A 23,164-nucleotide genomic window follows, 5' to 3' on the forward strand; every position below is an offset into this window, starting at 1 on the left:
TAATGCAGAAGGCATCATAATATGTTTTTATACCCTGTTGATAAAGCCCGCACATTTTTGCAGCACCACATCCGGCATTTCCTTATGCGGTGTATGCCCGGCCTCCGGGATGATGAACCTTTCTGCACTTCCGCTTACCTGGGAAACTGTTTTTTCCACCTGGTCCAGTGTTCCGTATTCATCTTTTTCACCCTGTATAAATAACAGCGGCGCCTTTATCTTTTTTAAAAGAGATTCAATGTTCCAATTTCTGAACTGTTTGCTGAGCCAGATTTCCGTCCAGGCTTTTACGATCATTTCAACCTTATCACCATGGTATTTTGCCAGGCGTTCAGCAAGATTAGTGGTCTGATAAGCTGTTAAGGAATCTTTTACTCCTTTTACGGTTACATCTTCCACGAAAATATGTCCGGCTTCGCAGATTACGGCTTTTACTTTTTCAGGGTATCTGGCTGCGGTAATAAGCGCAATGGTACCGCCGTCGCTGTGGCCGAAAAGGATCGCTTCCTCTACGCCCAGGATATCCAAAAGGTCATCCAGCACATCGGCTTCCAGTTCCATGTAATTATTTTCCCTTTCATGAGTAAGCATCGGATAAGATTTCCCATATCCAAGACGGTCGTAAACCAGGACATTGCATTGCACCGCTGTTGCCAGTTGTTCAGGAAAATCGCGCCAAAGCTGCGTGCATCCTAACGAATCATGCAGAAAGACCAGTACCGGCCTGTTTTTAAATAAATTGGTGTATTCAGTATATAATTTTTTGCCTCTGACATCAATGATTTTCCTTTCCATCAATACAGTTCACTATAATCCGGGGTTGCCTGCTTCATTAAATTCTGCCAGTAAATTCCGGAATACCGTTTCTACAGGAAGTACTTCATCAATTAAAGCGGAAACCTGCCCGATCTCCAGTTCACCTTCCTCCATATCACCTTCGAACATTCCGCGCTTTGCCCTTGCCCGGCCCAGAGAGGCGATCAGGGAGTCTTTATTCCTTCCGGCTGTATAAATATCTTCCAGTTCATTAAAGAACTTATTTTTCACCATTCTTACGGGTGCGAGTTCTTTTAAAGTCAGATGGGTATCGCCTTCCTGGAGTTCCGTAATTTTCTGTTTCCAGTTATCGTGGGCGCTGGCTTCAATGGTTGCCGCAAAACGGGACCCGATCTGTACGCCGTCCGCTCCGAGAATCATGGCTGCTTTCATCTGCGAACCGAGGGCAATTCCGCCGGCTGCAATCAGGGGTTTTGAGATATGTTTTTTCACATTGGGAATCAGGCAGAACGTTGTGGTTTCATCCCTTCCGTTGTGGCCTCCCGCCTCGAATCCTTCGGCTACTATTGCATCAACACCAGCGTCTTCACACTTCATGGCAAATTTTGTAGAAGATACCACGTGGGCAACCTTTAATCCTTCTTTCTGCAGGGTTTCCGTATAAGTTTTCGGGTTTCCGGCAGAGGTAAAGACAATTTTCACGCCTTCTTCCAGAATGATCTGAATGACTTCATCCAGATTGGGATAGAGCATCGGCACGTTAACACCGAAAGGCTTATCGGTAACCTGTTTGCATTTCCGGATATTTTCCCTGAGGATATCAGGATACATACTGCCGGCACCAATCAGGCCAAGGCCTCCGCAATTGGAAACCGCTGAGGCCAGCTTCCAGCCGGAATGCCAGATCATTCCTGCCTGGATTACCGGATACTGAATACTGAACAGCTGCGTAATTCTATTTTGACTTTGCTGCATTTCGTGAAGTTTTTTAGCCGAATTAAAATCTATAAAATTGCTCATGCCGTAAAAATACTAAAAACTACGATGTAACGGGGCTTTAAGGCATAAAAAAACCTTCAGGTATATTCTGAAGGTTTTGGTTTTATTTCTTAACTGAATCTTTCTTCCAGCTTCCTTTAAGATTACATGTATCATAACGGCCGTCAATTGAAATAAATGTGGTCGGGAGCCTTGAACTCACAAACTTCTCAACCATTTCATTTCTCTTTTTGTTGAGTGCCATCTGCTTGATCCGGTCGTAATCGGTTTCCAGCGTAATCTGGTGTGCAGGAATTACATCTTCAACTTTTACAATCTTCACCACTTTTCTCTTTCTTTCATCTTCATCATCAAAAGCATTGGTAATATCCCCTTTGTTTAAACCGGCCAGCTCGTAGCTGATGGTTCCGGGAACGGTTTCTCTTTCAATTTTATTGGAACCGTCAGCTCCCGGAATAACCCCGGCATTGAACTTGGTTCTTTTATCATCTGAGAATTTAAAGGCTGCGTCTTTAAAAGTTATTTTACCGCTCTGAACAAGTCCTTTGATACTGTCCAGCTTTACTCTTGCCGTTTTCACTTCATCATCCGTAGGCGTTGCCATCAGAAGAATATGCTTTGCTTCGTAGATCTTTCCTGATTTTTTTACCAGCTGGATAATGTGATACCCGAATTCCGTTTCTACAGGTTCTGATATTTCCCCTTCCTGAAGGTTCAATGCTGCCGCCTCGAAAGGTTTTACCATCTGTCCTTTTGAAATGTTCTTCATCAGACCGCCGTTGGAAGCGGATCCCGGATCTTCAGAATAAATCCTCGCCTGGCTTTCAAAGGTTTCGCCTCCCTGTATATCTTTCTTGATTTTATTAAGCCTGTTGACCAGATCCTGCTTATGGGCTTCCGTCAGCTTGGGAAACATCATGATCTGGGACAATGACACTTCATCCTTAATCTCAGGAAGCTGTGCTTTATACTGATTATAAAAGTCGGTTACTTCGTTAGGCGTAACATCAGCCTTTTCGGTAATTCTCTGGTATTTGGCCTGTCCGTAATACTGGTCGATATCGATTTTCTCAATCGCATTTTTCATTTCATACCCGTTTCTGAACTTATAGGCCGTCAGCATTGCTTTTTCATCCGGAAACTGGGAAAGAAGCTGCTGGTATTTTGCATTAGCCTGCTCTTTAATTGCTGCAGAACGGTTTTCAATCAACGTATCTTTTCTGGCTTCATATACCAGAAGTTTATTGTTCAGAAGATTTTCCAGAAACTCACACTTATCAATATTGGAAGCTCCCTGCTGTTTTGCATAATTCATCTGCTCATTCACATCAGATTCCAAAACAATTTCATCACCGATTACCGCTGCAATACCATCGATGAGATCTCCCTGTTTCAGCTGGGCTTTCATGGTATTGGCCCCCATCATCATGATGAAAATTCCAAAAAGAAAAGTGATCTTAAGTTTATTTGTCATTTTACTATTTTAAACAAGTTGCAAATTTAGAATTCTTAATGAATTACACTAAATTTTTTATTATAAATATTTCTTAAAAAGAAGGAGTTACTGGAGTTCTATATCAAAAGTTGTCAGTTCTTTAAACTGTCTCAATCTTTCAAACATATCCTTTTCATTTACTTCCTGGATTCTCTCCGTCCCGAATTTCTCTACCGTAAAAGAAGCCATTGCAGAACCTACGATCAATGCAGATTTCATGGTTTCAAAATCAGTTTTCCCTTTTTTGGCAAGATATGCTGCAAAGCCTCCGGCAAACGTATCTCCGGCTCCGGTAGGATCGAACACTTCTTCCAGCGGAAGTGCTGGGATGGCAAATACTTTATCTTCATGGAAAAGCAGGGCACCGTGCTCCCCTTTCTTGATAATTACATATTCAGGGCCCATATCATGGATTTTCTTCGCTGCTTTTACCAGAGAATATTCTCCCGAAAGCTGTCTTGCCTCTTCATCGTTGATGGTAATAACATCGGTTTTTGCAATCATGTCCATCAGGATATCCCAGGCGCTGTCCATCCAGAAATTCATTGTATCCAGGATAACAAGCTTCGGGCGGTTGTGCATTTTTTCAAGCACTGAAAGCTGCACGCCAGGATGAAGGTTCCCCAACAGCAGAATTTCTGCATCCTGCATGGATTCAGGAATCTTAGGGTCGAAGTTCTCCAGGACGTTGACTTCTGTTGCTAAAGTATCTCTTGTATTGAGATCATTGTGGTATTTTCCGGACCAGAAAAAGGTCTTTCCTTCTTTTACGATCTCAATCCCTTCAATATTGATGTCCCTGTCTGTAAACATATCAAGATGCTCCTGCGGGAAGTCTCCTCCCACTACAGAAACAATTCCGGATTTTACCCCTAAAACGGATGAGGTGATCCCGATATAGGTAGCGGCACCTCCTAAAATTTTATCTGTTTTGCCGAACGGCGTTTCAATAGCATCAAATGCAACACTTCCTACAACTAAAAGTTTCATATTATTTTCAAAGTATATTAAAAGTAAATTAATTTTTCCATTCAAAGGTATCCAGCAGGTGCTTCATATCTTTTTTGATATAATCCACCGCGGGAGCCAGGGAATCAGGCTTCGGCCTCGTGTTAAAATATAAGTAAGCCGTTACGAAATGTCTTGTACTGTCTGTAATATAAAATTGCAGGTTGGAGGCACTCTGCCCCTTCAGTTCATAAAAATTTCCGTAGACTTTTTTATCAGGATATTCAAAAGACTTGGTATCAATGGCGCTTGCTTTAATGGTATGCTCATACACCATTTTTTCAGCTTCCCGGATGTGATCGGCAAAATCATTCTGTATCGGGTAATACGTTACAAAAATCTTGGCTTTCATTTTGGGATAGTTCAGGTAATACCAGCAGGGCTTTTTGGCATCTGTCATTTTTGCAAAATCAGAGTATTCAAAAGTATAGGAACAACTGTTCTCAAATTTCTGGTATTTCGGTGCCGGATATTCCAGCCGGAGTTCCCCGTAAGGCTTCGGTACAGAATCTTTTCCGCAGGATACCAGAAGCAGGGCTGCAAAAATAAAAAGGGCATTTTTAAACATTTTGCAAAAGTACAAATTAGATTTCAGATTTCAGGAGACAAATTTCAGGATTTCAGCGGGTTTAAATCCCGGTCAGAGGCTTCAGACCTGTCTTCAGGCAAAGTTTGTGATCCATTTAAATTATATTCTGTATGAAATGTAAAATATTCAGATTGGAAATTCTTCAAGGCTCATCTATCATTAATTAAAAAAACAGTTCTTCACTTCTGCTCCGGATATAATTTTCCAGCGGTTTCGGAAATGACTTTTCTTGAGATCCTGCATCATCGGTAATGATATACTGGTTTTCAGCAGCAAAGCGGTCCCAGACCGATTGTGAATCTATTTCAACATTAAAAATTTCCAGGCTCAGGTTTTTATGGGTAAGCTTATGCTGCATGGTTCTTACGCTCCTGATAAAAGGCATCAGCTCTTCCGGAATTTCCTCAGGGAACTCAAACAGCTTTTTCCAGATGAAATCATCTTTTCTCTGGCGGATTAAAAACTGTCCGTTCCTGTGAACAAAATAATATTTGAGATGAAGATCCTGAACCTTTGCTTTCTTTGTTTTTACCGGAAATTCCGAAACCCTGTTTAATGAAAAAGCCAGGCAGTCTTCACGCAACGGGCATTCATGACAGAGCGGATTTTTCGGTTTGCAGATTTCCGAACCCAGGTCCATCATCGCCTGGTTAAAATCCCCGACATTTTCCGGCAGGACCAACTGGGCCAATTCTGAAAAATAGGTAAACGCGCGGGAACCTGAAATATCAAAATCATCAGCAAAAACACGGCTGAGAACCCGGTAAAAATTACCGTCAACAGCAGGCATCTTACCGTCAAAACAAATGCTGGAAACGGCTGCTGCTGTATACTTCCCTACGCCCTTCAGCTTTAAAATCTCTTCATACTGATCCGGAAAAGTTCCGTTATACTCATTCATAATCTGCTGTGCAGCCTTATGTATATTGATGGCTCTTGAATAGTAGCCCAATCCTTTCCAGTACAGAAGAACCTCATCTTCTTCAGCATCTGCCAGAGTTTGTACATCCGGAAATCTTCCGACGAAATTATTGTAGTGCCCGAGCCCCTGGCTGATCCTGGTCTGCTGGAAAACAATTTCACAGATCCAGATTTTATAAGGATCCCTGGTCTGCCTGAACGGCAGGTCCCTGGCATTTATTTTATACCAGGCCAGAAGTTTAGTGCCTATCTGCTTAAAGTTTGAATCTTCTTTTGTCTTTTCCAAAAAGCCATCTCATTTATGCCTGCAAAGATAAGATAATTTACTCTTCTTTCTTTACGGAATAAACCGGCGCCGTTTTCAGCCATTGGTATTTCAGATTTTTTTCTTTGGCAATAAAAGGATAGCCTTCCAGCTTTTTAAGATACATGTACATGGAATCTTTTTTCAATTTCAGCCTTTGGTTAGACAGTATCTGAAGCGGAAAAACAACAACAGAATCCCTGTTCGATTTCAACACCTGTCCTGAAGCAATTTTATAGATAAAAACAGACGGGCCACGTCCGGAGGAACTGTCTGCCAGTTTTACATCCGAAGCAGAAACCACCATATCACTGGCGTTAAAACATTCCTGCTCATCCATAACGTAAGCGGTCCCTTCCTCCCTTTCATTGGCAAAAAGGTCAATTTTATGCTCGTTGTGGAGTTTTTTATCTTCGCAGCTTACTGAAAGAGTCATGAAAAGTACCGGTAAAAAGTACAGCAGCTTTCTTTTCATCGTTATAATTTTAATGATTTGGTAGAAAAAAACCGATGTAAAGTGCATCGGTCTTTTTTTATTGTTGATAAATATTTTTTATTCCTGAGTATATTCTGCATCCCATTCGTTCCCGTCATCTCCTTTGTGTCCGTCAAGCTTAATCACAAAACTTTTGGTAGGGAAATAAGGGGTTAAACGGATATCCAGCCATACACGGTCTTTGTTGACCCTGTCCTGCTCGAAGCGGACAATCTTAAATTTTTCGATCAGTTTATCCGGTCCTTTGATATTATCCAGAAACTGAACTACCTGTCTTCTCAAATCATCCTCATTTTTAGCATTCCAGTTTTCGAACGCTCTTCTGTTCAGGAAATCCAGCAGTACTTTGGTTACATAATCGAATACACGGACTACGGAATAGGTCTGAAGGCCGATATTATCTCCTGTAAACAAGGTTTTTGCAGAGAATGCCATGATTTTCCCGTATTCATTTACCATAGGAACCAGTCCCATTTTTTCCAGTTGGGAGATTTCGCTCTTTTTAAGCTCGAATTTTACGGCGTCCACTTCGTTGATGTTCCCGTGCTTTTTACCTGCCGCTACCTGGGACATCAGTGTTTTATGGATTTTTCCTGCCAGTGAAGTAGAAGGCGGAAGCTCAACATTCTCCTCCTCTCCTATTTCTTCTGCTTTTCCACGGCCTACCAGCCAGTTACATGTCATAATCACATTACTTCTGTGAAGCTCGCCGCCCGTAAGGTTTGCTGAGTGGAATAAGTCTACTACATCATCAGGTTTATCAAGATTGGCAAAATCCGTAACCATCATTACTTTGTTCTCGTTACAGATCTTCGCCCATTTTTCGATCACTTTATTGGATCCCAGATATCCGGGGATCGCAAGGATGGAATAATTATCCCTCAGATCAAGGCGGTCATAGTAATTCTTAAATTCTTCCGAGATCGCATCGATGAAAACTGGGTTGTCAAGGTCTGAAACCTGGTTAAGGCTTGCATTGACGATGCTTACGTTATCCACTTTATCCAGTTCGGTATTTTTGTAAAACTGGGCAACTGTTCTGTAGTTGGTTTCCAGTTCACGAACGGTATCAAGTGTATTTTTAAGGTTGAGCTTTAAATTCTGTTCTGCGGACTGTGCTTTATTTTTACACATATCTGCCATTTTATCTGCAGATTCATTTCCTTCCAGAAGATCCACCCAAAGGTTTATTTTTTGAAGCAGCTCCTTCCGTTCTTCTGCTTTATTGCTGTCGGTAAGAAAAATCTCTTTTCTTGCTTTCCTGGTAGGGTTCATATTGGCGATGCCGTCTACAACGGATTCTACAAAACCAAAACCTCCTATTTTATTGAGTTCGGCAACCGGATTGCCCTTTGGCTGACCTGCATGTTGCTGCTGTCCCTGCTGTTGCTGGTTTTCAGCTGCCTGTAATTTACTGTCCATGATTAATTTAACGTCTTTAGATTATTTTTCAAGTTCCTGAGCCACTTCTTTTAGCACTTCGACAAACGCCGCCCGTGTCTGGTCATTTTCCAGCATATTCCGAAGAATTTTATTGGTTTTCAGCTGGCGTACAATCTTGTTGTACTGTTCCTGTTCCATGCTGAGCTGCTGTAAATAATCTGATTTCTGGGTAAGACTTTTCGGAGTGAAGTCGCCGAGACTCTGAAAACGGAACTCTTCTTCCACCACATTGCCGTCTTCCGTTTCGTGCTGCACACTTACAGAAGGCTGGAAATGCCTGAAGACGTCATCCATTGTTTTTAAGCCGGTCACAATTTCAGGTACATAAGATTCGTCGGTAGTAAGCTGGCTTACAATCAGCGATTTATTTTCCTGTATGTTCTGAATAGCTTCATTAGCGTCCACTTTTATTTCGTTTCCGCCAACGCCATAATTAAACATTGCCATATTATTGTTATTTTGAGATGTTATAAGTTGGTGTGAATCGTTTTTATCAGCATCAAATAGCTGACCAATCCAATGTTTAAATTTAAAAAAAAACTGTAACATAAAAAATTTTGTCAAGGTTTTTATTAAAATATTTAATAATCCGTTAAAATATCAATCATATTAATATTTTATCCTTTTACTAAGCTATGGAAAAATAAAACAAAAACGCACCGTTTCTGATGCGTTTTTATATTCTGAAAATTTTGAATCCGGTTTACCAGATTTTTATCCTGTCCTGAGGAGCCTTATACATTTTATCTCCCGGCTTGATATAAAATGCTTTAATGAATCCATCCTGGTTCACCAACGGCCCGAAAGCCCTGAATACACCCGGGGAATGCGGATCCGTCTTTACCTGATTGGTCATGTACTGGTCTGTGGATTTTGTACGCCAGACCGTTGCCCAGCTCATGAAGAACCGCTGGTCCTGCGTGAACCCGCTGATCGGTCCCGGATTTCCGTGATCTTTAAGGTACATCTGAAGTGCGTCATACGCCACCGCTACTCCGCCCAGGTCGCCGATGTTTTCACCGCTGGTGAATTTACCGTTTACAAAACTTCCTTTTACCGGCTCGTAAGCGCTGTACTGTGCTGCCAACTGCCCCACTTTTGCGTCAAAGTTCTTACGGTCTTCATCGGTCCACCAGTTGTTCAGGTTACCGTCGCCGTCAAACCGTGAGCCACTGTCGTCAAAACCGTGGGAAATCTCGTGGCCTATTACCGCCCCTATTCCACCGAAATTTACGGCAGCATCGGCTTTGGGATTATAAAACGGAGGCTGAAGAATGGCTGCCGGGAACACGATTTCGTTATTTGAACCGCTGTAATAGGCGTTCACCGTCTGCGGAGTCATGCCCCATTCTGTCCTGTCAACAGGTTTCCCTACTTTATCAAGGCTTCTCTGGTATTGCCATGCGGAAACATTCTGAAGGTTGGAGTATAATGTAGCTCCCTGTTTCGGGGCTTCTACTTTAAGTTCGCTGTAGTCTTTCCATTTATCGGGATAGGCGATTTTTACCGTGAACTTGGATAATTTCTCCTGCGCTTTTACTTTGGTTGCGGGAGACATCCAGTCCATATCATCAATATGGGTCTTGAATGATTTCAGGATGTAATCAATATAGGTTTCCATCTGCTGTTTCGCTTCAGGCGTAAAGTATTTCTCAACATAGAGTTTACCGAACGCTTCCCCGAGGACACTGTTTACGAGAGAAAGGCCTCTTTTGTTCATCGGACGCTGTTCTTTCTGCCCCTGAAGGTATTTGGAATAGAAATCAAACCTCACCTGTTCCAGTTTTTCATCCAGGTTGCTTGCATTGCCGTTAATTAGATGGTATTTCAGATAATCTTTCAGCAGAGGAAGGTTTTTCTGTGTCAGGAACGAGTCCATATTCTGATAATATTTCAGCTCCCCGACAATGACTTTATCGGTATTTACACCGGCTTCTTTCAGGTATTTTGCCAGATTGACGTTTTTGACCAAAGCAGGAAGTTCCGATGCATTTTTCGGATTGTACCTTAGGTTTGCATCCCTGTTCTGCTCAAGCGTCAGCAGGTAATTGGCCAGCTGTTTTTCAAAATCAACAACATTCTTTGAAGCAGCATCAGCATTTTTATATCCTAAAACACCGAATAATTTCCCGACATACGCCTGGTACTCTGCTAATGTTTTGGTATTGGCTTCGTTCACTTTCTGGTAGTAATCCCTTCCCAAACCAAGATCAGGACCTCCAAGATATACGGCATTCATCTTGGAATTTTTCATATCTGCGCTTACCCTCCAGCCGTAGAATGAATTATCACCCAGTTTCGTGGCTTCGAGCAGATATTTCTGAAGGTCATTCAGATTTTTAATGGCATCAATCTTTGCCAGGTCTCCTTTTATCGGAGCCAGGCCTTCTGTATTTCTTTTATCAACGTCCATAAAAGAGGCATACAGGTTCTGGATCTTTTGTCCCTCGGAACCTGCGGTATAATTTTCGGATAAAATTTTATTTAAAATATCCAGAGAAGAATCGTCTACATTTTCTCTCAAGGCATTAAAGGATCCCCAGCTTGCTTTATCAGAAGGAATCTGCGTGGTTTTCACCCAGTTTCCGTTGACATAGCTGAAAAAGTCATCCTGCGGACGGACGCTTTTATCCATGTACGACAGATTAATTCCCTCTTCTTTTATTTCTTCTTTTTTCACCGTCTCCGTAACTACTTCTTTAATAGGTTCAGGCTTTTGACTGGCCGTTTTTGATGCACCACATGAATTTAAAAATACAAGCCCGGATAAGGCCAGTATTCCGATATTTATCTTTTTCATTAAATATAATTTTGATTTACACAACTTATCAAATATACGAAATATGATGATTAGTTATCACTGATAAATGATTAATGGTAAAAATCTGGTATCTAAAACAGGTATTTAATCATTCTCTGCACAAGCTACCCAATGGTTTTTGCCTTTTGTTTTTCATAAAAAAAGAATCCGTCTCACAACAAAAGTTGAGACGGATTTTTATTTTTTTATCAATTTATATTCATTTAAAAAAAAGGAAAAGTTGTCCACCTCAGGCAACTTNAAGAATCCGTCTCACAACAAAAGTTGAGACGGATTTTTATTTTTTTATCAATTTATATTCATTTAAAAAAAAGGAAAAGTTGTCCACCTCAGGCAACTTTCTTTCTTAGGTTGTGTGCTAAAGCGTGTAATCCGAACTCTAATTCGACTTTTTTCAATCCTTTGAGCGTGAATCGCTTAAAATTATTGCAATGTTTCAGATGTGCAAACACGGGTTCTACTTCAACCGGGCGTTGTTTTCTTTTTTTAATGCCTTTTTCACTGTTTAGAAGCTTTCGTATTTTCTCTTTGTAATCTTCCAAATGATGGTTTCGCTCGATGCTCCGGTTTTCCTGGGAACTGTGGCAAACGCTTCGTATTGGGCATCCTTCGCAGTTTTTTGCCTGATAATGCGAGAGCTTTTGAGGATATCCGGTCTTGGTTTTCCTGGTGCTTTCGTGCGTTTTCTCCATTTTTTGTCCCATCGGACAAACATAAAAATCTTCTTCCCCGTTATAATGCAGATTTTCTTTGCTGAAAGTCTTGTGTTTCGCCTGATAATGGGCATCCTGCTCCTTATCGAAGGTGTTGTATTTTACAAACGGAGTGATTTGGTTTTGTTCCAGTAATTCATAGTTCTGCTCGCTTCCGTAACCCGCATCGGCAGTGAGTTCTTCCAGTTCATTCATCCTGTTTTCGCCATATAATTTCTCAAAATTTTCCAGATGAGGCTTCAGCGTATTGAAGTCGTTGGCTTGCTGATGAATCGTGTAATTTAAAATAAATTGATTCTCGGTAGAAATCTGCGCATTATAGGCGGGTTTGAGCTGTCCGTTCATCATATGATCCTCCTTCATTCTCATAAAAGTAGCATCTTCATCAGTCTTGCTGTAGGAATTCCTCTCTGCCAAAATCGCTTCCTGAGCTTCGTATTTACCGAGGTTTTTCTCAAAATTGTTTTTAATGTAATTCAGTTTGGCTTTGGCTTTCTTGTCGGACTCTCTTTTACTGTCGCTGCCTTTTAATTTGGCATTGATATTTTCTACGGTCTGCCGTATTTTTTCTTTGCTGATCTCTTTGAATTCCGGTGGTTCCGGGTCTTTATCTTCTTCCCGGGCAACACTTTGGGCGTATTTCCAAAGTTCCTCCAGCTGGCGGAGCATTTTTTCTTTGTTGGTTTTAATGGCATTTGCCCAAACAAATGTGTAGCGGTTAGCCTGTGCTTCGATTTTGGTTCCGTCCACAAAAACCTGTCTCAAACTCACCAAACCTTCTTCGGCCAACAGCAAAACCACCTGCGAGAAAATATCCTTGAAGGCGGCTTCAAGTTTATGGGTTCGAAATCTGTTCACGGTATTATGATCCACGATGCTCATATTGGAGAGCCACATGAAGTTGATGTTTTCGCGAAGCGCTTTTTCGATTTTCCGGGAGGAATAAATGTTGTTCATATAGGCAAAAACCATCACCTTGAGCATCATTACGGGATGGTAACTGGGATTTCCTTCTTTGCTGTAGGCTTTTAAAAGCGGTTCTATATTGATCCTCTCCAGAATATCATTGACGACCCGAACCGGGTGATTCCCGGGAATCAACTCCTCAAAACTATACGGAAATAACACAGTCTGATTTTGGTTATTTGAAATTCATACACAAATATCTGATTGTCAGATATAAATATACGAAAAACCAAAATAATAACCAAAAAAAATCCGCCTCAGTTGTGAGACGGATTCCTATTATTTCATTACGGTATTGTATTACCAGATTTTAATTCTGTCTGCCGGTTTTTTATACAGTTTGTCTCCTTCCTTAACATCAAATGCTTTGTAGAAGGCATCAACGTTTGTTAAAGGACCGAAACTTCTGAAATACCCCGGAGAGTGCGGGTCTGTTTTCACCTGGTTTACCATGTATTTCTCGCTTGACAGCGTTCTCCAAACAGTTGCCCAGCTCAGAAAGAACCGCTGATCCTGTGTATAACCGCTGATTTTCCCAGGATTCCCTTTGTCTTTCAGATACATCTGTAAGGCATCATAAGCGATATTCACGCCCCCTAAGTCGGCAATATTTTCACCGTTGGTAAAGGTTCCGTTTACGGTGGTTCCTTTTACCGGCTCATATTTATCATATTGTGAAGCCAGTGCTTTTGTTGCTTTCTCAAAGTTGGCTTTGTCTTCCGGAGTCCACCAGTCTACCAAATTCCCGTCTGCATCAAACTGCGCCCCTGAATCATCGAATCCGTGGCTCATTTCATGACCGATTACCGCACCGATTCCACCAAAATTAACGGCAGCATCTGCTTTAGGATTAAAGAACGGCGGCTGAAGGATCGCGGCAGGGAAAACGATTTCGTTGTTTACCGGATTGTAGTACGCATTCACCGTCTGCGGAGTCATTCCCCATTCTGTCTTATCCACCGGTTTCCCGATCTTAGCCAGGTCTTTATTGTACTGCCATTCTGTAATATTCTGAAGGTTGGAATACAGGTTTCCTCCTTTGGATTCCGGAACAATATCCAGTTTTGAATAATCTTTCCATTTGTCCGGATAAGCAACTTTTACCGTAAACTTATTCAGTTTTTCCATGGCTTTTACCTTCGTGGTGGAAGACATCCAGGCAAGACCGTTGATGTGCACGGCAAAACTTTTCTTTAAATAGTCGATCAGTTCCACCATCTGCGCTTTGGCTTCTGCCGGGAAGTATTTATCAACATATAATTTTCCGAAAGCTTCACCTAAACTCCCGTTGATCAGCTCATACCCTCTTTTGTTCAACGCTCTCTGCTCCTGCTGGCCTCTTAAATATTTACCGTAGAATGCAAATTTGGTATCGCCCAGTTTCTCGCTTAAATAAGATGCACTTCCGTGAACCATATGGAATTTAAGGTAATCTTTGATAACCGGAAGGTTCTTCGTACTGATAAATTTATCCAGGTTTTTGTAATATCCAAGTTCCCCGATGATTACTTTATCTGCATTTACCCCAACTTTTTTAAGGTAACCCGGAAGGTCAACATTTTTAACCAGTCCTGAAAGCTGTGCCATGGTCTCAGGGTTATACTGAAGGGTATTGTCCCGGCTCTGCTCGTTGGTAAGATAGGTCTGGGCAATGCTTTTTTCGTAATCCACAATTCCTTTTGCGGCAGCATCAGCATTTTTATAGCCTAATTCTTTAAGCATGGAAGCTACATACTTTGTATATTCTGCAAGGGCTTCCGTATTTTTTTCATTGACTTTCTGATAGTAGTCTCTTCCCAAACCAAGTGATGCATTACCTAAGTACACCGCATTCATTTTAGAATCTTTAAGGTCTGCATCCACACCCCAACCGTAGAATGTATTTTCACCGTCTTTGGTTACGGAAGTTAAATAATTCTGAAGGTCAGTAAGGTTTTTAATGGCATCGATTTTATTCAGGTTTGCCTGGATCGGCTTGATCCCGTCGGCATTCCTCTTCTGCATGTTCATGTACGTTGCATACAGGTCCTGAATTTTTTTACCTTCTGTTCCGTCTGCGAACTTGTCTTTCAGAAGAGAGTTCAGAATGGTCATGGAGTTGTTGTCCGTATCGTCTGCCAGTTTATTGAAGCTTCCCCAGGTTGGTTTATCGGAAGGAATCTTGGCGGTTTTCATCCATGTTCCGCTTACAAAGTTATAAAAATCATCCTGCGGACGAACGGATTTATCCATCAGGCTAATATCCAGACCGTTGTCTGCAGACTGGGCGCTCACATTCTGTGAACAGATCCCGGCAAGTAAAAGCAGGGAAAGCGTTAGTTTTTTCATTATAATTACAATTTATACAATAAGTATATATTTTTTAAAATTTGTTACGTTCAGCAATAGAATTTATAAAACAGCAGGAAACAGCAGCTTCTTTCACATTTCCGTTTCTTCTTACTGATCTCGGGATAAAACTGTAAACGATCAGTTGCCGATCAACAGTGATACCAGATCCTGAAGAACTTTCTGTGAAACAAAATACATAAAATCCGGCCTTTCAAGATGCGGCAGGAATAATTTTGAAGTCACGACCTGATCATCAATCCTGATGCTGTAGAAGACCGTCCCCACCTCTTTGCCGTCTTCCCCTTTTCCGGGCCCGGCGACTCCGGTGGTAGACAGCGCGATACGGGTATCAAATAACCGCTGGCAGCCTTCTGCCATTTCTGTGGCCACCTGCTCACTGACCACGGTAAATTCGTCAACGGTTTCCTTTTTAACTTTTAAGATCTCTATTTTCCGGTCTGTTGCATACGCTACAATTCCGCCGGTGTAGTAAGATGAACTGCCGGGATTTGCGGTAAGCATTTTCGCAAGCTCTCCGCCGGTACAGCTTTCTGCCGTAGAAATTGTCAGCTTTCTTTCCGATAAGATTTCTGTCAGGATTTTTTCAATTTTATCCCCGGAGGTGGCAATCACATGGCCGCTGATCAGAGGGAGCAGTTTCCGGATTTCATCTTCCAGCTGCTGTTCCAGAAAAGGCTCGTTTTCACCGGTTGCCGTAAGTTTCAGCTTGACACGGGTGCCTACCGGAAGATAGGACAAAGCAATGTTTTCAGGCAAAGCCAGTTCCCAGCCTTCAATGGTATCTGCCAGAATACTTTCCGGAATCCCGACTACCGATACAATCCTTGATGAAATATAATGCAGGCTGAATTTGCTATGCAGATAAGGAATAATCTGGTCTTTGATGAGCGGCTTCACTTCATACGGAACACCCGGAAGGCTGAACAGCAGTTTCCCGTCCTGCTCCATCATCATACAGGGTGCCGTCCCGAAATGGTTCTGGAAAACCGTAGATTTTGTAGGCACAAAAGCCTGCTCGCGGTTTCGCTCCAGGATCTCCAGGCGGCCGCGTTTTTCCAGGTAAGCTTTCAGATGGCTAAAGGTAACCTCATCCAGGGCAATTTCATCATTGAAAAATTCAGCAATGGCTTTTTTGGTTTTATCGTCCCGTGTCGGGCCCAAGCCGCCCGTAGTGATAATTAAATCCCCGGTTTCAAAAGCATACTCTATTGTTTTTTTGATGGTATTTATCTCATCTGAAATGGTAAGGATCTGCGAAACCTGTATGCCTATGTTTTTAAGCTCCGAAGCAATAAAATTGGAATTGGTATCTATCGTATTTCCTGAAAGGATTTCGTCACCAATGGTAATCAGAACAGCATTTTTCATATCGTAATGTTCGAAAAAAATTCTTTTACAAATGACGGGAAATTCTCTTTGCCGGACAATATAAATTGATTTTTTATATTTTTGACATAAATTGTTTAAAACTATAATTAAATATGTCTACATATGATGATGCTTCATGGCATTACGGAGGTGATTTTCCGGCAGAACTTCCCGGGAAAAACGGTGCAACCCACACGGGTATGTTCCTGAACTGGTGCATTGATAAGGATTTGATTTCTGATGAACTGAAAGAAGATGTCCCGGAAGAAATAGAAATCGTAAAGCGCAGGGAAATTACAGGTGCTGAATTTGTGATGGATGCCATGGACGGAAAGTTTTCCGAGCATGATTTGAATACCATGGGAAACAGCTTTGCAAAAGACTACTATAAAGATGATACGGATTTCGGAAACAGGTTCAGCTCATTTGCCGATGATTACGTGAATCTTTTTGACACCAAGGCTGAAGAAAACGACTATGAATATGAAACGTTTTACCACATCGAGGATACGTACGAAAACTACGACCTGATGAAACAGGTTATTGATTACCGTTTTGAGGAATGGAAAGAATATAAGCGTTTAAACTAAAAAAATAAAGTCTGTCATTCCATCGGAACCTATTGCTAAAAATGCTTTAGATTTTTATGGAATGACAGACTTTGTATATTGTTTTTAGAATAATTAGCTTCTGATAATGATCTAGTTATGTTTTACCCAGATCAGGTCGCCCGTATTATAGCCGAGACTTTTTGCCTTTTCAAGGAATCTCTGCCTGATGGTTTCCGGAATTTCTTTTGTTCTTGAAAGGATCCAGATGTATTTCACACTGTTTCCTACAACCAGAGCATACTGGTAATTATCATCGATATCAATTACGTTATATCCTGCCCAGATCGGTTTGAAGAATGAGACTTTCAGCCTGGCTTCTGTCGGGTCATTTACAAATTTAGCCTCGCCTACAGATTCTTTCCATTCTTTTTTCACATAGTTGTAACCCCGGTTGGCAACGCGTATGGTTCCGTCTTCATTTTTGGAATAAGTAGCTGTTACATTATCCATATCTTTTTCAAACCTGTAATCAAAACGGGCGATTTCGTACCATTTTCCCAGGTAACGGTCAGCATTGAAATCTTTTACAGGCGTTGCGCCGTCAGGAATGCCCACGGAACATGAGTTTAAGATAATCAACCCTAAAATACCCAGTGAAACGGGAATCGCAATTTTTTTCAGTATTTTCATAACAGACCTATTGATGTGGTACCGTAAACTTCAAAAATGATGCCTTAAATTGATGTTTAACTTTCATTATCTGCAAGGCATTGTTTATATCAGGAAAAGACTTTCAGGAAATCTTCTTTGAAACTTCCGGAGATTTCAATTTCCGTATTGTCTGACAAGGTGGCGGTTCCGCTTTTATGATAGGATTTCACAAAACCTGTATTGATGATATGCGAACGGTGAACCCGGACAAACGGTTTTTCCAGCAGGTCATCGAAGTGCTTTAAAAAACGGCAGACCATTTTCTTTGAGCCGTCTGTAAGGTAAACCTGCGTAAAATTCCCATCTGCCTGAAGCCTGATGATGTCTTCTGTCTTTACCACATCAAAACCCTGCAAAGTCGGCAAAATTAATTGTTGTTTTTCAGGTCTCAGTTTCAGATTTTCGAGGAGGATTTTGTTGCGGTTAAGCTCTTCTTTCTTTTCAATGCTTTCCGCTGCTTTATTCACGGCTGCAATGAGTTCCTGGATATCAATCGGTTTTAAAATATAATAGCTTGCAGACTTATTTAAAGCCTGAAGTGAATATTGTGAAAATGCAGTGATAAAAATGGTTTCGTAAGAAAACTCACGGGTAGCTTCCAGTACGTCAAAAGCATTCCCGAAAGGCATCTCCACATCCAGAAAAACAAGCTGTGGACGCTTTTCGGAAATCAGCGGAACGGCTTCTTTGATATTTTCAGCCTCGCCCATAATCTCAACCTGCGGACAGTATTTGGTGAGATAATTCCTCAAGACATCCCTTGCCATTTTTTCGTCGTCTACGATTACGGATTGTATTTTCATTATATCAGGTTTTAGGAAAAAGGATTTATTAATTAGGTAAAACTTAATGTTGAATTAGCTTTCTAGAGTTTATAGCTTATTTCTACCGAAACGCCCGGTTCGGTCTTTTTATCTGTGATTCTGCATTCAATATTCTGTTTGTACAGATTATTGAGAAGCGAGATCCTTTCCAGCGTATTTTTCATGCCGCGGCCTTCGCGTGTTTTCTGGTGCTCTGTTTTTTGTTTTCTGCTTTCCTCAATCCCGATTCCGTTATCCTCGATCCTGATTATCAAATGCTGTTTATCTTTTTTAAAGCTCAGCTTCAGAAACCCTTTGGTGGTTCTGTAACGCAGACCGTGCCAGATTGAATTTTCCAGAAACGGCTGTACGAGCATGCCGGGAACCTTCAGGCTCTGGGTATTTAAATGTTCATCAACATCAATTTCATAATCGAATTTATCGGTAAAACGTGTTTTTTCCAGTGCCAGGTAATTCTGAAGCAGGTCCAGTTCCTGCCGGAAGAGAATAAAATCTTCGGTAGAATTTTCCATGACGCCGCGCATAAGCTTTGAGAACCTTGTTAAATACTGATTAGCTTCCAGTTCATTGTTGGTTGAGATAAAATGGTTTACACTGTTTAAACTGTTAAAGATAAAATGCGGGTTCATCTCACGGCGCAGCGACTGTAAGGCGATTTTCTTGTTCCTGACCTGTACCTTTTTCAGAGTCCTGAAAATAAAGACAACCAGGATGATCAGAATTATCAAGGCAGCAATCAGTCCGTAATTGAAAATATTTTTCTTGCGGATCAATTCATCCTTAAGCGTTTTTTCTTTTTCCAGCTGGGTAATCCGCTGTTCCGTATCTTCAAGGATCTTATTGTCCACCAGGCTTCTGTCCTTGGCGACCAGCTCAGGAAGTTTCCCCAGAAAATCCCGGTACAGCCGGACGGAAGCACCGGTATTTCCGGAAACATCAAAAAGGCTGTCGAGTTTCCTGACACTTTTCTGCGCTTCCAGGGTATGGCCTTTCTCCAAGGCAATGCTGTATGATTTTTTAAATAAGCCAATGGCACCTTGTGTATCGTTTTTCCTGATGTAAATATCGGCCAGTTCCTGGATCTGCTCCACTTCTTTCCTGGAATTCCCTTTCACAAATGCTTCTTTTAAGACTTTCTTTTTGGCTTCAATGGCTTTGTCGAATTTTTTATTCTCAACATAAAAATCCGTCAGCTTCCGGTTGATTTCCAGGGCCTGCTGCGGAGCTTCTTTTTTGGAAATTTTATAGGCATTGTTTAAATTTTCTTCCGCCATCTGGACGTTTTTCTGCCTGATATTTACATCTGCCATCTGGCTGTAGCTCATGGCAAGATCTGCCTGGTCATTTTCCTTTTCACTGATCCGGATATTGTCCTGAATGGCTTCTGCCTTCATTTCAGGGGAAGCTGATGAAAGCCGTGCCGCATCATTGGAATTAACGGAACGGGCTCTGGAAGGCCCGGGTTCTGCCTCTGCCGCCCTGCTGTAGTTGCTGATGGCCGGGGAAATTTTGTTCTGCTTTTCCTGGGACTGTGCCAGTCGGCGGCTTGCTTTCTCTATATTGGGATTATCTTTAAGCTTTTCATAGATGGTTTTCGCTTTTGAAAAATACCCTTCGCTTTTTGAAAAATTACCGTCATTGAAGAATGCTTCGCCAATCCGGTAATAAGAATCGGCCTGGGCAGATTCGTCCTTCGTGTCAACGGCTTTCTGAAGTTTTTTGCTTTGCGTCTGAACTTCCTGTGCCACATTAACCGCCTGGGAATACATGGTACTCCCGGAAAGCATCAATAACAGCAATAAAAAAAATTTACCCGTTTTCATAAAACAAAGATATGCATATCTGCAGTCTGCCGGAAACTATTCACCAAGTGAGACTGCGCTTTTACCAAGTCCGGAGTTTACCGCCGGGCTTTTGAAGCTAAGTTTGCGGCATAATTCAAATATAAAACAATGAAAAACATCTTATTAACCGCTTCGGTTTTATTTTTCAACCTTTCTTTTTCACAGGTTTCGGGGAATATCAATTACCGGAATCAGGTCCAGTACAGCGATTCCAACATCAATATTGCGACCCCTGCTGCGAATGGAAATTTTATCAGTGTTAAAGGACTGGCCAATGTAAAAGCAGAGCAGTATGTTGCCATATTCAGCGTTACGCAGACCGGGGAAAGTGCAGAGGAAGTCAACAAGATGATGGATCAGCGGATCAATACGGCCCTGGACCTTATCAGACTTAATAAAAGTACAGGCATTTATGTGGATATGATTTCCTTTGTTCCGGTTTATCAGTATCATGTCGAGAAAAAAACATTCAGTAAAAAGACATATAATGAGGTTCCTGCCGGGTTTGAGCTGAAGAAAAATATCCATCTTAAATTTACCGACCCGTCTCAGCTCAATGATTTTATATCCATTCTTTCACAGAACGAAATCTACGATCTGGTGCGTGTCGATTATTTTGCAGGCAGTATGGAAAATGTACGGAAAGAGCTGATGAACAAGGCGAAACTGGTTTTACAGGAAAAAATAAAAAATCTGGAGGGCTTTCTGGGTGAAAGCTTCGCTGCAGCTGAAAAAAGCATCAGTGACGGCTACAGGACTTCCCTGCCTACGGAAATGTATAAATCTTATGAAGCATACAACAGTTCTTCACTGGCATTAAATAAGTTTACCAATGTCACCCAGGCTCCTAAATCCACCACCTCTTATTACCAGCCAATATTGGATAAAGAATTTGATTTTGTGATCAATCCGGTGATCCATGAGCCCGTTATCCAGGTGATGTACGAAATCAAATTGACGGTAAGCCGTGAAAAAGAAAAGCCGCAGGAAGCTGTTCAGCCTGTAAAAGAAACCAGCCGTTATATCTTAATTACACCTAACGGAGAAGTAAAAGACCTGAGCCTGCTTACAAAACCTTAACATTAATTGAAACTGCGTTAACAGTCAGCCGTTTAGCATTGGCTACATTTGTAAAAACAATCACCACACCTCATATCATCTCATGAAAAAATCTGTATTTCTTCTCCTGCTTCCTGCACTGCTTTTTCAGAACTGCTCCTTCCTGGAACAACGTAACTTTATGGAAACTAAAATTATTTCGAGTAATAAAAATGAAAAGATCATCTATAAATACTATCAGACCAGACAAGGTGAGTATAAAGTTGATTTTTATTCTGTACGCCAATCGGACTCAACGAAATTATTTGAGCATACGATTGATCATACGCTTTTTACGGCAAATACCTATTCTATCTCTGAAAATAAAAACGGGCTTATCATAAAAACAAAATTATTTCCTGAAGAAAGAAAGCTGGTAACCCAGGGCGGCAAATCGATTATTTTAACCCGCTGATAAAACGGCCTGAAAGAAATTAATCAAACTGATCTGATTATTCCATTTTACCCAGTGAAACTTCCCGTTCACCAAGTCTTCAGGTTTCCGGCTTTAATATTCCCTACTTTTACTTTAGAATTAAAAAAGGAAATTATGAAACTGACACATTTTTTATTAATCGGATTCTTTACACTGACAAGTTTTGCAAATGCACAGGAAGTAAAGAAAAATGCTGTTGAGGTAACCGGTGTTGCTGAAATGGAAGTGGAACCGGATGAAATCATCTTTAATATCGGAATTAAAGGAGATAATAAAAACGACCTTGCGACCAACGAGAAAAAATTATTTGACATCCTGAAGGAAAGCGGAATAAAAAACGAAGACATCAAATTCAAATCGATGTACCAGAACCTATATTCCAAAACTAAAATCTTTACCAAGAGCTTTCAGTTTAAAGTGACTAAAAAAGCGGACATGTCCGGACTGTTTGAAAACCTTAATCAGAAATGGGTAAGCAATGTCAACATCGCGGAAATCAAGAATACAAAAATCGCGGACTTCAGGAAAACCGTTAAGATCAATGCTTTAAAAGCAGCGAAAGAAAAAGCAGACTACCTGATGGAAAGCATCGGTAAAAAAGTCGGAACCCCGCTTGAGATTACGGAGATCGAAGATTATACCAGCGATATGATTTTACCTGTTGCCTATAAATCTGCCCGGGTAAGCAATGTACAGATGGAAGCCGCAGATACGGGAATTGATTTTTCTTTTGACAATATTGAAAATATCAAGCTTAAATACAGCATCAAAACAAGGTATGAAATCCTTTAGACGCAATCACCTGTCCGATATTTCTTTTCGAAATATGGCCATTGAAGCTTAGAGTTACTCTGGCTGCCGGAATGATTTTGTTATATGATCAGAATTTATAATGGTTTAGTTTTTGTTATCAACGTAAAATCAAACCACAACAGATATAACGATATGATAACGATTATTCCAGAAGCTCCGGAAAATGTTGCCGCTTTCAGCGCAACGGGAGAGATCACAAAAGAAGATTTTGAAAACCTTGTCATTCCTCATGTAAAACAGAAGGTAGAACAGTATAATGAACTTAATTATTTGCTTTACCTGGATACAGATCTTGATAAGTTCACCATGGGTGCCTGGATGCAGGACGTTCTGTTAGGATTAAAAAACCTGACCAACTGGAACAGGGCCGCTATTGTGACAGACAAGGAAGGCGTACAGAAATTCACTGATATTTTCAGTGTGGTCATGCCGGGGGAATTCAAATCTTTTCCTAAAGAAAACCTTTATAATGCATTATACTGGTGCAAAAACGGAGATGAGGTAGAAGCTTAGGCAAACTATCTTTATTAAAATATAATCGGCGGACTCAGATGAGCCCGCCTAAGAACGGTGAATTTGAGGAAGGCACCATGTCGCTTCGTGCAAAAATCGATATGGCCTCTCCCAGTATGAAT

The 23,164-nt window shown here is 41.2% G+C and carries 21 protein-coding genes; 5 read left to right on the forward strand and 16 right to left on the reverse strand.

The window, feature by feature from the left end; translation table 11 throughout:
- Positions 1-27: 27 nt before the first annotated feature.
- The 13 genes from ASE55_RS07820 to ASE55_RS07880 all read right to left on the reverse strand — a co-directional run bounded on the left by ASE55_RS07820 (position 28) and on the right by ASE55_RS07880 (position 16,252).
- Positions 28-795, reverse strand: a complete 768-nt coding sequence (locus ASE55_RS07820; protein WP_056217505.1) for an alpha/beta fold hydrolase — start codon at positions 793-795, stop codon at positions 28-30.
- Positions 796-807: 12 nt separating this feature from the next.
- Complete coding sequence (locus ASE55_RS07825; RefSeq protein WP_056217573.1) at positions 808-1,752, reverse strand: NAD(P)H-dependent flavin oxidoreductase; 945 nt, start codon at positions 1,750-1,752, stop codon at positions 808-810.
- A 127-nt stretch (positions 1,753-1,879) separates the two neighbouring features.
- Complete coding sequence (locus tag ASE55_RS07830) at positions 1,880-3,250, reverse strand: peptidylprolyl isomerase (protein WP_056217509.1); 1,371 nt, start codon at positions 3,248-3,250, stop codon at positions 1,880-1,882.
- A gap of 87 nt (positions 3,251-3,337) precedes the next feature.
- Entirely contained in the window at positions 3,338-4,261 is a 924-nt protein-coding gene (locus tag ASE55_RS07835; RefSeq protein ID WP_056217511.1) for a PfkB family carbohydrate kinase, read from the reverse strand.
- Positions 4,262-4,289: 28 nt separating this feature from the next.
- Positions 4,290-4,847 carry a gliding motility lipoprotein GldD gene (gene gldD / locus ASE55_RS07840; protein WP_056217515.1) on the reverse strand — a complete coding sequence of 186 codons (558 nt, stop codon included), beginning with the start codon at positions 4,845-4,847 and terminating at the stop codon, positions 4,290-4,292.
- Positions 4,848-5,031: 184 nt separating this feature from the next.
- The gene (gene mutY / locus ASE55_RS07845) at positions 5,032-6,075 is read right to left on the reverse strand and encodes an A/G-specific adenine glycosylase (RefSeq protein WP_056217518.1); all 1,044 of its coding nucleotides are present in this window, start codon (positions 6,073-6,075) and stop codon (positions 5,032-5,034) included.
- A 37-nt stretch (positions 6,076-6,112) separates the two neighbouring features.
- Positions 6,113-6,568 carry a hypothetical protein gene (locus ASE55_RS07850; RefSeq protein WP_056217521.1) on the reverse strand — a complete coding sequence of 152 codons (456 nt, stop codon included), beginning with the start codon at positions 6,566-6,568 and terminating at the stop codon, positions 6,113-6,115.
- A 78-nt stretch (positions 6,569-6,646) separates the two neighbouring features.
- Entirely contained in the window at positions 6,647-8,011 is a 1,365-nt protein-coding gene (locus ASE55_RS07855) for a DUF5458 family protein (protein ID WP_056217523.1), read from the reverse strand.
- 21 nt (positions 8,012-8,032) lie between these two features.
- Complete coding sequence (locus ASE55_RS07860) at positions 8,033-8,479, reverse strand: type VI secretion system contractile sheath small subunit (RefSeq protein WP_238585016.1); 447 nt, start codon at positions 8,477-8,479, stop codon at positions 8,033-8,035.
- A gap of 256 nt (positions 8,480-8,735) precedes the next feature.
- On the reverse strand, positions 8,736-10,832 hold the full coding sequence (locus ASE55_RS07865) for a M13 family metallopeptidase (protein WP_056217529.1): 2,097 nt from the start codon (positions 10,830-10,832) through the stop codon (positions 8,736-8,738).
- Between the two features lie 350 nt (positions 10,833-11,182).
- Positions 11,183-12,718 carry an IS1182 family transposase gene (locus ASE55_RS07870; protein ID WP_056217532.1) on the reverse strand — a complete coding sequence of 512 codons (1,536 nt, stop codon included), beginning with the start codon at positions 12,716-12,718 and terminating at the stop codon, positions 11,183-11,185.
- Positions 12,719-12,832: 114 nt separating this feature from the next.
- Positions 12,833-14,860, reverse strand: coding sequence for a M13 family metallopeptidase (locus tag ASE55_RS07875; RefSeq protein WP_056217535.1), 2,028 nt, complete (start codon positions 14,858-14,860; stop codon positions 12,833-12,835).
- A 141-nt stretch (positions 14,861-15,001) separates the two neighbouring features.
- A complete protein-coding gene (locus tag ASE55_RS07880; RefSeq protein ID WP_056217537.1) occupies positions 15,002-16,252 on the reverse strand; it encodes a CinA family nicotinamide mononucleotide deamidase-related protein in 1,251 nt (416 codons plus the stop codon).
- A gap of 113 nt (positions 16,253-16,365) precedes the next feature.
- On the opposite strand from ASE55_RS07880, the gene ASE55_RS07885 reads away from it, so the two are divergent.
- Positions 16,366-16,842, forward strand: a complete 477-nt coding sequence (locus tag ASE55_RS07885) for a hypothetical protein (RefSeq protein ID WP_056217540.1) — start codon at positions 16,366-16,368, stop codon at positions 16,840-16,842.
- A 111-nt stretch (positions 16,843-16,953) separates the two neighbouring features.
- On the opposite strand, the gene ASE55_RS07890 is transcribed toward ASE55_RS07885, so the two are convergent.
- The 3 genes from ASE55_RS07890 to ASE55_RS07900 all read right to left on the reverse strand — a co-directional run bounded on the left by ASE55_RS07890 (position 16,954) and on the right by ASE55_RS07900 (position 20,161).
- Positions 16,954-17,493 carry a lipocalin family protein gene (locus ASE55_RS07890; protein ID WP_056217542.1) on the reverse strand — a complete coding sequence of 180 codons (540 nt, stop codon included), beginning with the start codon at positions 17,491-17,493 and terminating at the stop codon, positions 16,954-16,956.
- Positions 17,494-17,582: 89 nt separating this feature from the next.
- Complete coding sequence (locus tag ASE55_RS07895) at positions 17,583-18,317, reverse strand: LytR/AlgR family response regulator transcription factor (protein ID WP_056217548.1); 735 nt, start codon at positions 18,315-18,317, stop codon at positions 17,583-17,585.
- A gap of 62 nt (positions 18,318-18,379) precedes the next feature.
- Positions 18,380-20,161, reverse strand: coding sequence for a histidine kinase (locus tag ASE55_RS07900; protein WP_056217550.1), 1,782 nt, complete (start codon positions 20,159-20,161; stop codon positions 18,380-18,382).
- Between the two features lie 129 nt (positions 20,162-20,290).
- Here ASE55_RS07900 and ASE55_RS07905 point away from each other — a divergent pair, with 129 nt between their 5' ends.
- The 4 genes from ASE55_RS07905 (at position 20,291) to ASE55_RS07920 (ending at position 23,042) form a co-directional block, all read left to right on the forward strand.
- Positions 20,291-21,262: an SIMPL domain-containing protein gene (locus ASE55_RS07905; protein WP_056217553.1), complete on the forward strand. Its 972-nt coding sequence runs from the start codon at positions 20,291-20,293 to the stop codon at positions 21,260-21,262.
- Positions 21,263-21,344: 82 nt separating this feature from the next.
- Complete coding sequence (locus ASE55_RS07910; protein WP_056217556.1) at positions 21,345-21,695, forward strand: hypothetical protein; 351 nt, start codon at positions 21,345-21,347, stop codon at positions 21,693-21,695.
- 135 nt (positions 21,696-21,830) lie between these two features.
- On the forward strand, positions 21,831-22,508 hold the full coding sequence (locus ASE55_RS07915; RefSeq protein ID WP_056217560.1) for an SIMPL domain-containing protein: 678 nt from the start codon (positions 21,831-21,833) through the stop codon (positions 22,506-22,508).
- Positions 22,509-22,661: 153 nt separating this feature from the next.
- On the forward strand, positions 22,662-23,042 hold the full coding sequence (locus ASE55_RS07920) for an STAS/SEC14 domain-containing protein (protein ID WP_056217576.1): 381 nt from the start codon (positions 22,662-22,664) through the stop codon (positions 23,040-23,042).
- Positions 23,043-23,164 lie beyond the last annotated feature (122 nt).

Origin of the sequence: Chryseobacterium sp. Leaf201, assembly GCF_001421435.1 — a bacterium.
Taxonomy (GTDB): domain Bacteria; phylum Bacteroidota; class Bacteroidia; order Flavobacteriales; family Weeksellaceae; genus Chryseobacterium.